Below are 15086 nucleotides of genomic sequence, written 5' to 3' on the forward strand. Positions count from 1 at the left end.
CCCCTCGCTAGGAGCAGAATGTATCGGTCAGTTCCGGTCCCCGCCGCCACAGATTTCGTCATCACGAATGCGCGGATCGTGCCCGTGGCCGATGCGTCCGGCAACCGCGCCGAGGCGATCGAATCGGGCACGCTGACGGTCAGGGACGGCCGCATCACCGAGGTGGCCCCCGGCTCCGTCGACACCTCCTCCCTGACCGCGGACACCGAGGTCATCGATGCCGGCGGACGCTGGGTCCTGCCCGGCTTCATCGAGGCCCACGGCCACCTCGGCGTGCATGAGGACGGCGAAGGCTGGTCCGGTGACGACACGAACGAGATGACCGATCCCAACGGGGCGGGCCTGCGCGCGCTCGACAGCATCGACCCCACCGATCTCGGATTCAAGGATGCGCTGCGCGGGGGCGTCACCTCGGCGCTGATCAAACCCGGGTCCGGCAATCCCATCGGCGGTCGCACCGCCTTCCTCAAGACTTGGGGTCGGATCGTCGACGAGATGCTCGTGACGCAGGATCTGTCCGTGAAGTCCGCGCTCGGCGAGAACCCGAAACGCGTGTACGGGGAGAAGAAGGTCACCCCGTCGACGAGGATGGGCACCGTCAAGATCATCCGCGACGCCTTCGTCGAGGCACGGAACTACCAGGCCAAACGTGCCCGAGCGGAATCCGAGGGCTCCCCGTTCGACCGCGACCTGGTCAAGGAGACCCTGGCCGACGTCCTCGACGGCAAGCTCGCCTTCGACCAGCACTGTCACCGCGCCGATGACATCGCCACCGCCATCCGCCTGTCCGAGGAATTCGGGTACCGCCTGGTCATCAACCACGGCACCGAGGGCCACAAGATCGCCGACTTCATCGCCGCCAAGGGCATCGACGTCATCCTCGGCCCCCTGATGACCTCACGGTCGAAGGTCGAGCTGCGCGACCGCACCCTGGCCACCGCGGCCTCCCTCGCCGAGGCGGGAGTGCGGATCGCGCTGACCACCGACCATCCGGTCATCCCGATCAACTTCCTCATCCACGAAGCCTCGCTGGCCGTGAAGGAGGGACTCGACCCGATCGTCGCGATCGAAGCGCTGACGATCAACCCGGCCGCGATCTTCGGCCTCGACGACCGCCTCGGGTCCCTGGCCGTGGGTCGTGACGCCGATATCGTCATCTGGTCGGACGATCCGCTCGAACTGGACTCCCGCGCCGAGACCGTCTTCGTCTCCGGCCGCCGCGTCTTCGACTATGACGCCGCCGCAGGAACCGCGAACATCGCCGACCCACTCGGCCCGACACTCATCAGCGAGCCGTGAGCGACAGAGAACTCGAAGACGCCACCACAGCCGAGGTTCGGGTCGAGGATCCGACCGAGCCGGGTCCCGTCCGTGGTTCGTCCCCGGCCCCGGTCGAGGGCGGCAACCCGGAGGCCGGGTCCCAGGCCCTGCGAGAGCTGCTCGAACGCACTCGCCTGCAGCGATTGGCCGAACTGCGGGAATCCTCACCGGAACCCAGGCCGGAGGACGTCGCGAAGGCCGCGGCGGCGAAGGCGGCGAAGCCCGAACGCAGCGTCGGGCGCTCGAAGCCCCGCGCCGACCACCTCGGCGCGTCTCAGCGCATTGCCCAGAGAGTCGCCCGGCGCACCGTCGGCAAACTCGTCTCGGGCACGACGGCGAACACACAGCCGGTGCCGATCGTCACTGCGCTCAAGGGCACTCCGTACCAGGCGCCCGTGCAGGCGACGGAGCCGAGCGAAGACGAAGCCCGGATGATCCTCGACCTCGCCGCCGATATCGCGGCGATGATGATGCGCGCCGGTGCCGGCACCAGCGATGTCGAGGTCTCCGTCATCGCCGCCTGCACCGCGTGCGGTCTGGCCACCGTCGAGGTCGATCTGACCTCGAACACTCTCGTCGTGCACTATTCGACCTCGGACGGACGTCTGCTGACGGTGATGCGGGTCAACCGCGGTGAGTCCACGCATTTCGCGAAGCTCGCCTCGGTGCACAAGCTCGTCACCGACCTCGTCGACGGGCGTCTGGAATTCCACGAGGCACGCAGCCGTCTCGACGCGATTCGGACGCAGCGACGGCCGTTTCCCGAATGGTTCACCACCGGAGCCTGGGGTTTCATGGTCGGTGCCCTCGTCCTGCTGCTCGGGGGAGGCCCGATCGCGATTCCCCTGGGCATCACGATGGCCATCGTCGTGTTCCAGTTCGGCAAGCTGCTCGGGCGGACCCACCTGCCGTCGTTCTTCATCACGGCGCTGCAGGCCGCCTCGGCGACGCTCATCGCCACCATCGCCGGCGACGTCGGCATCATCAGCTCTCCGCAGTACCTCGTGGCTGCCGGAATCGTGCTGCTGCTGCCGACGCAGTCGCTGTATTCGGCGGTTCAGGACGCGCTGACGAACTTCCCGCTGACCGCGGCCGGACGGGTGGTCGGAGTGTTCATGACTCTGGCCGGCATCGTCTCCGGCATCGCCTTGGGCATCGTGTGCGGTCAGGCCATCGGGCTCAGCCATATCGAAGTGCTCGTGCCGAAGACGAGTCCGCATGTGGTCACGGCGATCCTGTCGATGGTCGCGGCGGCCGTGGTGTCGATGGCCGGCGCTGTGGCGATGTCGGCCAGGCGCCGGTTCATCCTGCCGGCGGCGCTCGTCGGCCTCGCCTCGCACATCACGATGATGTCGCTGACGCTGCTGGAGATCGACAATGTGCTCGCCAGCCTGCTGGCGGCCACCGTCACCGGTTTCCTGTCGCGGCCTCTGGCGCTGCGGCTGGGCGCACCGGCGATCGTGCTCATGATTCCCGGCATCTACACCCTGCTGCAGGGGCTGTCGATCTTCACCGCCGTCTATCAGATCGCTTCGGATTCGGAGAATGTCACGTTCGCCGTGGGCCTGTCCTCACTGTTCACTGCGATCCTGGCGAATGCGGCCCTGGCCGTCGGCGCTGTGCTCGGCAGCTATCTGGCGCTGCCGTTGAAGAACCTCAAGAGCCAGAGTTCGGCCGAGGAGAAGGTCGAGTCGGTGCGCAGCGGCGAGACCTCGACCGCCGTCATCGACTCGGTGCAGCCGGGAGGCGCGAAGACCCAGTCGAGCGGGCCCGGAGGATCTGGAGCCTCGAGCGCGACCGGGGCCTCGGGGGCGATCGGCACCTCGACCTCGACCGGTGCCTCGGGTGCGATCGGTACCTCGACCTCGACCGGTGCCTCGGGTGTGTCGGCCTCGTCTGGCGCATCGGGCTCGGCAGAGATGGGGAAGCTGTCGACGGATACCGGCCCGATTCAGTCCTGATCCGGCAGGGCCCAATCGATCGGTTCGATGCCCTTCTGAGCGAGCAATTCATTCGTGCGTGAGAACGGGCGGGAGCCGAAGAAGCCCCGTCGGGCCGACAACGGAGACGGATGCGCGGATTCGATGAGGGCCACCTCGGCGGTTCCCGAAGTCAGCAGGGGAGCGAGATTGCGGGCATCGCGGCCCCAGAGGATGGCGACGAGCGGCTGATCGCGTTCGATCAGCGCGGTGATCGCCCGTTCCGTGATCTCCTCCCAGCCCTTGCCGCGGTGGGACGCGGGCTCACCGGGGGCGACTGTGAGGGCACGGTTGAGCAGCATGACTCCCTGACGTGACCAGGCGCGCAGGTCCCCGTGCTGGGCAGGCGGGATGCCGAGGTCGGATTCGAGTTCCTTAAAGATATTGCCCAGTGACCTCGGCAGGGGGCGGACATCGGGGTCGACGGCGAACGACAGGCCGATGGCGTGGCCGGGCGTCGGATAGGGATCCTGGCCGACGATGAGGACCTTCACCTGTTCGAGCGGTTCGGCGAAGGCCCGGAACACGAAGTCCCCGGTGGGCAGGTATCGGCGACCGGCGGCGATCTCATCGCGGAGGAAGTCGCCCATCGAGTGGATGCGCTCCTCCACTCCGGTCAGGGCGTTCGCCCAGTCGGGGGACATGATCTCGGTCAGCGGAGGCGTCGACGTCATGGGCACGAGTGTAGCGAGGACGAGGACAGTTGGGTCACCTGCCCGGGAATGGACGGAGCAGGAACGGCGGTGCTGTCGCCAGCTGAGGGTAACGGGGGCGGGAAGCCGCCACGGACGGGATTGTTGGGTCGATCCACGGTGGTTTCGTCACTGATATCACCGTGGATCGACCCGACAATCCTCCATCCGCCGCGCAGAGGAGGGAGGGGCGAGCGTTGCGAACCCCTGCACCGCCTCGGCGAGGGCACACGAGAACCTCGGCACCACCTCGGGGGAAGAGGTCGATAACGTCGGCACCGCCCCGCCTCGGCAAGGGGCCCTGCGCGGATGTGCACGAAGTGCAGATCGGGTGTGCGCGATCGCCTATCGAACGGGTGTATTGCCGTTCAGCGCCACGCGTTATGCTCGGCCTAAGGAGTTCATCGTTGAACGAAAGGACCGAAATGTCGGAATTCCCAGAGGCCAAGAATTGGAAGATGCTCATCGGCGGAGAATGGGTCGACGCCGCTGACGGCGACACCACCGATGTCATCACCCCGATCGACCGCAATGTCGTCATCGCCACGGTGCCCAACGGCAAGGAGGCCGACGCCGACCGCGCCGTCAAGGCCGCACGGAAGGCTTTCCCGGAGTGGGCCGCCCTGCCGTTCAAGGAACGCCAGAAGAAGCTTCTGGCCTGCGCCGATGCGCTCGAAGCCGCGTCGGAAGAGCTCGCCCAGCTGACCGCGCTCGACACCGGAAACGCGATCCGCACCCAGGCACGCCCGGAGACGATCACACTGGCCGACCTGTTCCGCTACATGGGCGGGGTCGCCGGTGAGGTCAAGGGCAACACCCTGCCCGCCGGAGACAAGCAGCTCCAATACACCAAGCGCGTGCCGCTCGGCGTCGTCGCCGGCATCCTGCCGTGGAACTCGCCGCTGATGATCGCCGCCTTCAAGACCCCTGCGGCGATCGCCGCCGGCAACACGATCGTCCTCAAGTGCGCTGAGGATGCGCCGCTGACGATCCTGAAGATGGCCGAGATCATCGCCGACATCCTGCCCGCCGGCGTGCTCAACGTCGTCACCGGCAAGGGCTCGGTCATCGGTGAGGCCCTCAACGTCCACGCGGACGTCGACAAGGTCTCGTTCACCGGTTCGACCAGCGTCGGCCGTCACGTCGCCGAGGTGGCCGGCGGTCGTCTCGCGCATTCGTCGATGGAGCTCGGCGGCAAGAGCCCGAACATCATCTTCCCGGACTCGAACGACGACGACACTCTCGAGCAGGTGCTTCTGTCGACCCGCTTCGCCCGCCAGGGACAGTCCTGCACCATGGGTTCGCGGCTGTTCCTCCACGAGGACATCTACGACGACTTCCTGTCCAAGCTCGTCGACGCGGTCTCGAAGATGAAGGTCGGCGACCCCCGAGACGAGTCCACCGACATCGGCTGCATCATCAACCAGAAGCAGTACGACCAGGTCGCCAGCTACATCGAGATGGGCAAGTCGATGGACGGCGTCGAGATCGCCTACGACGGCTCCGATTCGCTGACGGTCGGCGAACCCGGCTTCTACCACGCACCCGTGATCTTCTCGAAGGCGAAGAACGACTGGCAGACCAGCCGCGAGGAGATCTTCGGCCCCGTCCTCTCGGTCATCCCGTGGAAGGACATCGACGAGGTCATCGACTTGGCCAACGATTCCGACTTCGGCCTCGCGGCCTTCGTCTTCACCAAGGACGTCGACGCGGCCCTGACCATGGCCAACCGCATCGAATCCGGCTGGGTGCAGGTCAACCAGGGCGGCGGCCAGCTGGCCGGCCAGTCCTACGGCGGCATGAAGACCTCCGGCTTCGGCCGCGAAGCCTCGCTCGAGGGCATGCTCGAGGGCTTCACTCAGATCAAGCAGGTCAACATCCGCATCCGCTGATCCGGATTCCCTCCCACTCACCCCGTCGTCACGGTCACCGATTCGGTGCCGCGCGGCGGGGTGATGCGGTTGGCTGCGGCGGTTCAGGGACCGACCTCACAGTCGCAGCGGCGCGCCGGAAATTTCGGTCCCGCCGATCGGGCGATAATATAGATGCACAGACACCTCTCGAAGGAGCACAACCTCTATGCCGCCGAATGACGACACCTCAGAACTGAGCGAGCTTGAGGTGGCCGTTTTGGAGTTCGAGCGGCGGTGGTGGAAATACGGAGGCGCCAAGGACCACGCGATCCGTGAGCGCTTCGACATGTCGGCCACCAGCTACTTCCAGATTCTGAACTCGCTTCTCGACAACCCTGCAGCTCTGGCCAGCGACCCCATGCTGGTCAAGCGCCTTCGCCGGATCCGCAGCACGCGGCAGAGCGAACGCGCCCAAGCCCGCGTCTCGAGGTAGACATGACCGACGAATTCGACGAGATCGAGCCCGGCCGGCGCAGCGGTGCCCATCGACAGGAGTCCGCAGCGTCGTCGAATATCGGTGCCATCTCGCTGGTCATCGTGCTCGCGCTGGTCGCGGTCCTGCTCGTCGTGGCCGCCATCAACATCATCTTCTCCTCGATGGGCAACCCTGAGTCGAAGATCGCCGACCCACCGGCCTCCGAGTCGGCATCGGCTGAACCCTCACCGAGCGAGAGCGAAGTCAGCGTCGCAGACGACTCGATCACCGTCGATGTCCTCAACGGATCCGGCGTCTCCGGTGCTGCGAAGAAGTTCTCCGAAGCGGTCGAGGAGAAGGGGTGGAAGCTCGGCCAGGTCGGCAACTACTCGACGAACCTCACGGATTCGACCGTGTACTACAACGGCGAGGAGAACGCCTCGCAGGCGAAGCTCGTGGCCGAATCGCTGGGCGTCTCGGCCACGGAGGCCTCCACGGACTTCGAAGCCGACATCACCGTCGTCATCTGCTCGGACATCGCCGATCGCGGACCCGAACCCAGCGAAGGCGGGGACTCGGAGTGATTCGAGCCGCGGTTGTGCGGCAGCGCGACTGAGTCGGCGGCAGCGGCTCGGCCTCGGCCGCCGCGGTTGCCGGGAGCTCATGGATCGGCGGCCCGGCCCGGGTTCGGTCGCCGCCATTGCGGTGGGGTCATGACTCGGCGGGCCGCCTCGGCGAATTTCTGACCGAACGGTCTGATTTCGCTCGCGACAATCCCCGCTGTGAACAGGGAAGAAACCCTCAGATAACGAATCTATAACAGTATTGAACCGCTCTAGGCGGGATGCGTGCCTGCGGTAGAGTTGCAACAGCTAGGCAAGCACAGCACCTTGTGTTCTAATCGTGCTTCACCGAGATTATTCTCTAGAGGTCAATGAGAGAAGTCGCGGGGTCAGTTGAGTTTTACTAGCTTCCGCATCCCAGACGGGGTCATCTGATCGCGGCTGTGATGCGGGATTTCAATGGCACTGCACTGTATGGAGAAGTAATGGCACAAGGTACCGTCAAGTGGTTCAACGCTGAAAAGGGCTACGGATTCATCACCCTCGAAGGCGAAAACCAGGACGTGTTCGTTCACTGGAGCGCAATCCAGATGGATGGCTACCGCTCTCTCGAAGAGGGCCAGCAGGTTCAGTTCGAAGTTGGAGAAGGACAAAAGGGTCCTCAGGCGGAGTCCGTCACCCTCCTCTGAGACTGGCTGCTATCAGCACAGTTTTCTGATCCGCTGCGGTGGGTTGTCGGAATGTCCTGCGGGTCGACCGGCGTCAACCGCACGGGGAAAGCGCCGAGCAGGCAACTGCTCGGCGCTTTTCAGTGCCCTCGGGCGGGGTAGGCTGCCCACGGGCGGTAAGCCACGGGATCGTGGCCCATTTGACGCCTGCGACTTGCTGGTCATGGATCAACCGACGTAATTGACCACCTTGTTTCGTAATGCTCACTTTCCTCGGTGTGTTTTTCAGAGAAGACAGTACCGAATGCCGAAAGTGCGGACGGGGAGGCCTCTGGAGTCGACCTGCGGGTCGCGGTCGGAGTCTGTTCGCAGGCTTGGGGCGCGAGCCGAGGGCAGGATCTGAGGCCCGCACCATCCCGGGCGCGCCGCCTGCGCCAGTCGTTTCGCCCTGGGCCGAACTGTCCTGTGCGCCGTCACCGTGCGCCGAGAACTCGCGGATCGCAGCGGTCCACGCCCGTCATGGCGGGCGACGAATATTTGCACTCGCATGGGTAGAGTGCTAAATCTAGTACTGGTGAAAACCGACGGGTTCCCACCAGTCGTCTCGAGAGCGTGGTCCATATGTGGAATGGAACATGCGGACACACTCTCTGCCGTCGCGGGCGTTGACGACTGCTCTGGATTCCCACTCCACTCCATCAGGGAGGATCTAAGCCGCTATGGCAAAGATGATTGCATTCGACGAAGAAGCTCGTCGAGGACTCGAAGCTGGCCTCAACCAGCTTGCGGACGCGGTCAAGGTGACCCTTGGACCCCGCGGTCGCAATGTCGTGCTCGAAAAGCAGTGGGGCGCACCGACCATCACCAACGATGGTGTCTCCATTGCCAAGGAGATCGAACTCGAGGACCCCTACGAGAAGATCGGCGCCGAGCTCGTCAAGGAAGTCGCTAAGAAGACTGACGACGTCGCAGGCGACGGAACCACCACCGCTACCGTGCTCGCTCAGGCCCTCGTCCGCGAAGGCCTGCGCAACGTGGCAGCCGGTGCTGATCCGCTCAGCCTCAAGCGCGGCATCGAGAAGGCCGTCGAGGCTGTGACGCAGGTTCTGCTGAACAACGCCATCGACATCGAGACCAAGGAACAGATCGCCGCCACCGCAGGCATCTCCGCTGGAGATCCCGCCATCGGCGAACTGATCGCCGAGGCCATCGACAAGGTCGGCAAGGAAGGCGTCGTCACCGTCGAGGAGTCCAACACCTTCGGACTCGAACTCGAACTGACCGAGGGTATGCGCTTCGACAAGGGCTACATCTCCGGTTACTTCGTCACCGACACCGATCGCCAGGAAGCTGTCCTTGAGGATCCCTACATCCTCATCGTCAACTCCAAGATCTCGAACGTGAAGGACCTGCTGCCCGTCCTCGAGAAGGTGCAGCAGTCCAACAAGCCGCTGTTCATCATCGCCGAAGACGTCGAGGGCGAAGCCCTGGCCGTCCTGGTGCTGAATAAGCTCAAGGGCACCTTCAAGTCCGTGGCTGTCAAGGCTCCGGGCTTCGGTGACCGTCGCAAGGCTCAGCTCGCCGACATCGCCATCCTCACCGGTGGCCAGGTCGTGTCCGAGGAGGTCGGGCTCAAGCTCGACAGCGTGACCACCGATCTGCTGGGCACCGCCCGCAAGGTCGTCATCACCAAGGACGAGACCACCATCGTCGAGGGCGCAGGAGACGCCGAGGAGATCGCCGGACGGGTCGCTCAGATCCGCGCCGAGATCGAGAACTCGGACTCCGACTACGACCGTGAGAAGCTGCAGGAACGTCTGGCCAAGCTGGCCGGCGGAGTTGCAGTCATCAAGGCCGGAGCCGCCACCGAGGTCGAGCTCAAGGAAACCAAGCACCGCATCGAAGATGCAGTGCGCAACGCCAAGGCTGCTGTGGAAGAGGGAATCGTCGCCGGCGGCGGCGTCTCGCTCATCCAGGCCGGCAAGGCCGCATTCGCCGACCTCGCACTCGAGGGAGACGAGGCCACCGGTGCCAACATCGTCAAGGTTGCCATCGAAGCCCCGCTGAAGCAGATCGCCACGAACGCCGGCCTCGAAGCCGGTGTGGTTGCCGACAAGGTCGCCAACCTCGAAGCCGGATTCGGTCTCAACGCCGCAACCGGTGAGTACGAGGATCTGCTGGCCGCTGGCATCAACGACCCGGTCAAGGTGACCCGCTCTGCTCTGCAGAACGCCGCCTCGATCGCCGGTCTGTTCCTCACCACCGAGTCGGTCGTCGCCGACAAGCCCGAAAAGGCCGCCGCAGGTGCAGACGCAGCTGCCGGCATGGACGGCATGGGTGGAATGGGCGGCATGGGCTTCTGATAGTCCCCGCTCGTTCGATCGGCCGTGCCGGTGCCCGCAAGGGCGCCGGCACGGCTTTTCTCATGCTCGCTTTCCCGGTCGTGTTTCCGTCGTTCCCGGGCAGAGCGTCTCGCATTCCCGGGCAGAGGGTCCCGCATTCCCGGGCCGAGCGCCCGGCATTCTCGAATTCTCTCGCCGAGGCTGCTCACCGAACCGTTGTTCAGCCGCCTGCGCTCCGCATAGGCTGGGTCTATGACCTTCACCGGCACCGATGCCTGCGGAAACAGTCCGAAGAACGTCTTCGTCGCAACGTTCGAAGAGAATCTCTTCAACGGGGACGGAGATGCCCTCGCCGAGGCGGTCGCTGACGACTGCGTCCTCCAGATCGTTCACCCGACCGACGTCGAAACCCACACGGGTCGCGAAGGCGTCCTCGAGGCGCTGCTGAAGCTGTCCGCTCATTCGCCCGAGGTCGGACACCTCGAAGCAGCGATCACCCACGGCAAGGCTGCGGCCGCGTGGGGGTACTGGCAGGCCGAGGCGGACGGCGACGATCTGCGGCACTTCTCGCACACGATGTGGTTCACCACGCACAGAGCGCAGGACTTCGGACAGATCCGGATCTTCCAGGTCTGAGCCGAACCCTCAGTCCCACGGGTTGTCACGGTGATGACGGCGCTGCGCCCTGCGCCGGTTCCGATCATCCCGGCGTGAGATCTGCCCGGGGGAGAACGGCGGGTGGGGCGGGTGCGGCGGCTGCAGCCCCGTACCGAAATCGGATTCGAAATCGCGTTCTTGCGGTTCGCCCTGCTCGAGCTGTCGTTTGGCTTCAGCATCGCCGAGGTGGGCCCGAGCCCGGCGAGTCAGCTCCTTCTTCCGGTTGCGGATGATCTCGTCCTTGTGCGCGATGCGCCCCAATCCGCCTAAGAGCATGGGGACGATGACGAAGATCGGCCAGAAGAAGATGAACTCACCGCGCGCGATCGACATGACCGCCCAGATCGCGAGCGTGATCCCGACAGGACCTGCGACGGCGCCGAGCAACGACCTGCGCACCCGATCCCGGTAGTACCTCTGCGCCGCAGCATCGATCTGCTCGGGAGTGATCGGCACCCGGTCGTCCTCGAGACGTGCCAGAGCCTGCGCGCGCCCCGCCTCGTCGAGCCTGCCCGGTTCGACATCGGTGGGATCGGTGAGGACGAGATCCTCGATCAGCGCTGGGACTTCACCGAGCGTCTTGATCTTCGCGGCCGCCTCGGTGCGCTCATCGAACTCCTCCACATCGAGCTGCCCGAGGGCATAGCCCTCCGAGAGGACATCACTGACGATCGCGCGATCGGCATCAGAGGCTCGGACCTGCCCATACGACCGCGGATCTGTGCTGAACCGCGACCAGAGGGGACTGGCGTTCATGGTGAATACTCTAACCCCGCGGTCAGTGGTGAGACTGAGCGTCAGCCGGGAATCGGGCTGAGCTAAACTCGACCGGGTGGAACCCGTCGTCGTGCTCATCCTCTTCGCCGTGTTCCTCGGTGCATTGTCCCAGCGCGTCACCGGGATGGGATTCGGCCTGGTCAGCGGCCCGTTCCTCGTCCTCCTCCTCGACCCGTTCAGCGGAGTCATCCTCGTCAACATCTGCGGAATCGTCGCCTCCTTCTCCGTCTTCGTCCGCACCTTCGCCGAGGTGGAATGGCCTCCGTTCCGCCACCTTGCCCTGGGTGCGGTGATCGGAACGATCCCCGGCGCGCTCCTCTCGTCATCGATGCCCACCCCACCCCTGCAGATTCTCATCGGTGCGCTCATCGTCATCTCCCTCATCAGCTCACTGACCTTGGGGAAGCTGGGGCGGGCGATACCCGCGAACCTCGGCACCAGGCTGACGGCCGGGCTCTTCTCCGGGGCGATGTCGGCGGCAGCGGGAGCCGGGGGACCGGCAGTCAGCGCCTACGCTGTGCTGACGAACTGGGAGCAGCGGTCGTTCGCGGCCACCCTGCAGCCGTTCCTGGTCGTCGGGACCGCCTCGGCGGTGGTGATGAAGGTGATCATCAACGGAGGGACCTGGCCGCATCTGGAGGTCGGGGTCTGGATCGGGCTCGGAGCCGTCCTCCTGGCCGGGCTCGTCGGCGGTGATTGGCTCTCCCGTCACATCGATGCGGCGATCGCGCGGATCGGGATGCTCGTCCTCGCTTTCGGCGGAGGAATCGCGGCCTTGGTCAAAGGCGTCGTGGGACTGGTCTGAACGAGCTTCGGGACTGAGCGGATATGGGGCACAGGTTCAGACGCCTGTCAGTTTCATCGGGCATACTGTTCGAGGACAAAGCTAGCCTGGGAGGCATGGATCGTGACCGAAGTATTTCTGTTGCTGCTCGTTGTTCTCGGGGCCGTTTTCTTCATCGGTCACCGCAAGGAGAAGCAGCGGCAGCGGGAATTGCACGCCGCCGAACTTCAGCAGGTGAAGAAGACTGCTGAAGAGGACGTCACCTCATTCGGTGAGGAAGTCGCCGAACTCGATGTCATCACCGCCGGTGTCGACCTCGACACTGGCGGTGCGCAGGACTACAAGCAGGCACTCGACTCGTACGACGTCGCCAAGGAGACCCTCGAGAAGGTCTCCGAACCCACTGACATCCGCCACGTCACCGAGGCGCTCGAAGACGGCCGTTACGCCGCCAAGTGCGTTCGCGCCCGGGTCGAAGGCAAACCGCTTCCCGTGCGTCGCCCGCCCTGCTTCTTCAACCCTCAGCACGGCCCCTCCGTCGAAGACATCGACTGGGCTCCGGCCGGCGGTCAGCTGCGTCCGGTGCCGGTATGCGCAGCCGACGCCGAGCGTGTTGCGGTCGGCGCCGATCCGCTGGTGCGCAAGGTCGTCACCGGCGACGGACACACCCGTCGCGCCTACTGGGAGGCCGGACCGGCCTACGCCGAATACAACCGCGGCTACTTCAACTCCTATGCAGGCTCCGGTCTGCTGCCCGGCGTCCTCATGGGTGCCATGCTCTTCGGCGGAATGGGCGGCGGCTGGGACGGCGCCTACGGAGGCGACATGGGCGACGCCGGCGGAGACGCCGGTGGAGACATGGGCGGCGGTGACGGCGGCGGCTTCTTCGGCGGCGACGGCGGTGACGGCGGAGGCCTGTTCGACGGCTTCGGTGACCTGTTCTGATGGAGACGATCGAGATCCGCGGCGAGTCGATCAGGCTCGGCCAGCTGCTCAAACTCCATGGAGTCGCCGAACACGGCGCTATGGCCAAAGACATGATCGCCGACGGTGAGGTCAGCGTCAACGGTGAGGTCGAGACCCGCCGCGGTGCCACGATCCGTCACGGCGACCGCGTCGAAGCCCTCGGCGAAGTCATCGAGGTGGCTGCCGAACAGGACTGACAGCTCTGCCGTCTGAACCGACTGCCGGTCCGGCAAGCAGAACTGTACAGACAGAGCTGACAGCTTCATATGCGCATGGAGGGCGTCCCCGCGGGGACGCCCTCCATGGCTCTGTTCGGATGGAGATTGCTCACTGCAGCTGGATTTCCCACTGCAGCGGGGCGCCTACTGCAGCGCGATCGCCTACTGCAGCTCGGGGGCACCGGGGGTGTCGTTCATGCCCGGGGCATCCCACAGTGCCGACCAGTTCGAGGTGTCCTCTTCGAACGGCAGCTCACCGGAGAGGACGCCCTTGACCTGAATCTCCAAGGGGTTGTCCCGCTGCTTCGGACCCGACTGGACGAACGGGTAGAAGGTCCCGCGCTTGTACTGGTAGACCAGCGCCATCCGACGCCCGTCGGGATGGACGAAGTACACGGTCGTGCACAGCAGCATCGTGTCGAAGCCCTGGCTGACCAGCGCCGAGTTCACGGCATGGATGTTCGTGACGAGATTGACCACCTCGGCGTTCGCATCTGCCACGACCTGCCAGGTGAACCCATAGCCGTCGTTCTCCTGCCGCACCGAAGCTGCCGGGTCGGAGCCGATGAGGGCGACGCTTTCGGACTCGGCCGACTGGAACGCGGCTCCCTCGACCTGACGGAAAGCGACCGCCCCGACGCCTGTGGGGGTGAAGCCGGTCGCGGCCTGCAGAGTCAGTGCGGCCGGGGGCAGGGCGAACAGGTCGTCGAGGTTGGCCCGTTTCGGTTTGGATCGACCGAGCAGTGCGTCGAAGAATCCCATGGAGCTCCTAATTCGGTGGTGCGCAGTTCAAGGATGCGGTGGATGCTCACTCGGGGCGAGAGAGCTGACCGGAGATCTTCGCCAGCTGGTCCAGGCGTTTCTCGAGTGAAGGGTGGGTGGAGAAGAGCTGACCGAAGGCGGCCTTTCCGCTGATGGCGGGGATGAGCGCCAGATGGTTCGCCGAGGCGGACGACCGCAGGTCCTTCTCCGGGATCTTGGCCATATCCCCGCTCAGCTTCGTCAGTGCCGATGCCAGCGTCGACGGAGCACCGGTGAGGATGGCTGCGGCGCGGTCGGCGGCAAGCTCACGATACCGGGAGAGGGCACGGATGAGGACGAACGACAGACCGTAGACGACGGCTCCGACGAGGATGAAGAGCAGCTGGATCGGGACGCCGTTGTTATTGTTGTTCGACCGTCCGAAGCTCATGTAGTACCCGGCGCGCATCATGAGTGCAGCGACCACACCGGTGACGCCGGCGACGGTCATCACGGTCACGTCGCGGTGGGCGACGTGGGAGAGCTCGTGGGCGAGGACGACCTCGACCTCATCGCGGTCGAGCTTCTCGAGCAGACCGCGGGTCACGCACACCACCGAGCGCTCGGGGGAGCGGCCGGTGGCGAATGCGTTGGGAATCGAGGAGTTCGACACGGCCACCCGCGGCTTGGTCGAATCTGAAAGCTGGCAGAGTCGGTCGATGATCGTGTGCAGCTCCGGAGCCTCCTCGGGGGTGACCTCCCTGCCGCCCATGGCTCGCATGGCGATCTTGTCGGAGAAGTACCACTGGAAGAAGAACGCACCGGCGCTGACGACGACGGCGAAGATCACGCCGGGGATGCTCTGACCGAACATCCACCAGATCGCGAGGATGAGGATGACGTAGATGAGCCCGTTGAGGAAGATCGTCCATCCCATCCGCATGGTCAGTCCGTTGTCTTTGACGAAGCGATTCTTCATCGTCGTTCCTCTCTGGGTGTGGCAGAACCGGCCCACCGTCTCAAGCGAAGACAATGGGCCGGGTGCATATGG

The 15086-nt window shown here is 65.1% G+C and carries 15 protein-coding genes; 11 read left to right on the forward strand and 4 right to left on the reverse strand.

Going from position 1 to position 15086, the window contains the following annotated elements:
* The first annotated feature begins 18 nt into the window (after nucleotides 1–18).
* Together GUY37_RS03025 and GUY37_RS03030 are read left to right on the forward strand one after the other, a co-directional pair.
* Nucleotides 19–1299 (forward strand): amidohydrolase, encoded by a 1281-nt coding sequence (locus tag GUY37_RS03025; protein WP_166822050.1) that lies wholly within the window; start codon nucleotides 19–21, stop codon nucleotides 1297–1299.
* A complete protein-coding gene (locus tag GUY37_RS03030) occupies nucleotides 1296–3281 on the forward strand; it encodes a threonine/serine exporter family protein (protein WP_208094744.1) in 1986 nt (661 codons plus the stop codon). The genes GUY37_RS03025 and GUY37_RS03030 overlap by 4 nt, the downstream gene beginning before the upstream one ends.
* Here GUY37_RS03030 and GUY37_RS03035 read toward each other — a convergent pair.
* On the reverse strand, nucleotides 3272–3973 hold the full coding sequence (locus tag GUY37_RS03035; RefSeq protein ID WP_166822052.1) for a uracil-DNA glycosylase: 702 nt from the start codon (nucleotides 3971–3973) through the stop codon (nucleotides 3272–3274). The genes GUY37_RS03030 and GUY37_RS03035 overlap by 10 nt on opposite strands.
* A 443-nt stretch (nucleotides 3974–4416) precedes the next feature.
* On the opposite strand from GUY37_RS03035, the gene GUY37_RS03040 reads away from it, so the two are divergent.
* The 6 genes from GUY37_RS03040 (at nucleotide 4417) to GUY37_RS03065 (ending at nucleotide 10528) form a co-directional block, all read left to right on the forward strand.
* Nucleotides 4417–5883: an aldehyde dehydrogenase family protein gene (locus tag GUY37_RS03040; protein WP_152346825.1), complete on the forward strand. Its 1467-nt coding sequence runs from the start codon at nucleotides 4417–4419 to the stop codon at nucleotides 5881–5883.
* Nucleotides 5884–6070: 187 nt separating this feature from the next.
* The gene (locus GUY37_RS03045) at nucleotides 6071–6337 is read left to right on the forward strand and encodes a DUF3263 domain-containing protein (protein WP_025780444.1); all 267 of its coding nucleotides are present in this window, start codon (nucleotides 6071–6073) and stop codon (nucleotides 6335–6337) included.
* A 2-nt stretch (nucleotides 6338–6339) separates the two neighbouring features.
* Nucleotides 6340–6903 (forward strand): LytR C-terminal domain-containing protein, encoded by a 564-nt coding sequence (locus tag GUY37_RS03050; protein ID WP_152346824.1) that lies wholly within the window; start codon nucleotides 6340–6342, stop codon nucleotides 6901–6903.
* 464 nt (nucleotides 6904–7367) lie between these two features.
* Nucleotides 7368–7571 (forward strand): cold-shock protein, encoded by a 204-nt coding sequence (locus GUY37_RS03055; protein ID WP_152346823.1) that lies wholly within the window; start codon nucleotides 7368–7370, stop codon nucleotides 7569–7571.
* A 698-nt stretch (nucleotides 7572–8269) separates the two neighbouring features.
* Nucleotides 8270–9913 carry a chaperonin GroEL gene (gene groL, locus GUY37_RS03060; RefSeq protein ID WP_152346822.1) on the forward strand — a complete coding sequence of 548 codons (1644 nt, stop codon included), beginning with the start codon at nucleotides 8270–8272 and terminating at the stop codon, nucleotides 9911–9913.
* Nucleotides 9914–10144: 231 nt separating this feature from the next.
* The gene (locus GUY37_RS03065) at nucleotides 10145–10528 is read left to right on the forward strand and encodes a nuclear transport factor 2-like protein (protein ID WP_166822055.1); all 384 of its coding nucleotides are present in this window, start codon (nucleotides 10145–10147) and stop codon (nucleotides 10526–10528) included.
* 9 nt (nucleotides 10529–10537) lie between these two features.
* On the opposite strand, the gene GUY37_RS03070 is transcribed toward GUY37_RS03065, so the two are convergent.
* Nucleotides 10538–11305: a DUF1707 SHOCT-like domain-containing protein gene (locus tag GUY37_RS03070; protein ID WP_166822058.1), complete on the reverse strand. Its 768-nt coding sequence runs from the start codon at nucleotides 11303–11305 to the stop codon at nucleotides 10538–10540.
* Between the two features lie 76 nt (nucleotides 11306–11381).
* Here GUY37_RS03070 and GUY37_RS03075 point away from each other — a divergent pair, with 76 nt between their 5' ends.
* The 3 genes from GUY37_RS03075 to GUY37_RS03085 all read left to right on the forward strand — a co-directional run bounded on the left by GUY37_RS03075 (nucleotide 11382) and on the right by GUY37_RS03085 (nucleotide 13273).
* Entirely contained in the window at nucleotides 11382–12131 is a 750-nt protein-coding gene (locus GUY37_RS03075) for a sulfite exporter TauE/SafE family protein (protein WP_166822061.1), read from the forward strand.
* Nucleotides 12132–12233: 102 nt separating this feature from the next.
* Nucleotides 12234–13055: a hypothetical protein gene (locus GUY37_RS03080; RefSeq protein WP_152346818.1), complete on the forward strand. Its 822-nt coding sequence runs from the start codon at nucleotides 12234–12236 to the stop codon at nucleotides 13053–13055.
* Nucleotides 13055–13273: an RNA-binding S4 domain-containing protein gene (locus tag GUY37_RS03085; RefSeq protein ID WP_166822064.1), complete on the forward strand. Its 219-nt coding sequence runs from the start codon at nucleotides 13055–13057 to the stop codon at nucleotides 13271–13273. Before GUY37_RS03080 ends, GUY37_RS03085 begins: the two co-directional genes overlap by 1 nt.
* A gap of 183 nt (nucleotides 13274–13456) precedes the next feature.
* Here GUY37_RS03085 and pspAB read toward each other — a convergent pair whose 3' ends face one another.
* Together pspAB and htpX are read right to left on the reverse strand one after the other, a co-directional pair.
* Nucleotides 13457–14056: a PspA-associated protein PspAB gene (gene pspAB, locus GUY37_RS03090; protein ID WP_166822068.1), complete on the reverse strand. Its 600-nt coding sequence runs from the start codon at nucleotides 14054–14056 to the stop codon at nucleotides 13457–13459.
* 46 nt (nucleotides 14057–14102) lie between these two features.
* A complete protein-coding gene (htpX, locus tag GUY37_RS03095; protein ID WP_166822071.1) occupies nucleotides 14103–15014 on the reverse strand; it encodes a zinc metalloprotease HtpX in 912 nt (303 codons plus the stop codon).
* Nucleotides 15015–15086: the final 72 nt, after the last annotated feature.

Source organism: Brevibacterium limosum (assembly GCF_011617705.1).
Lineage (GTDB): Bacteria > Actinomycetota > Actinomycetes > Actinomycetales > Brevibacteriaceae > Brevibacterium > Brevibacterium limosum.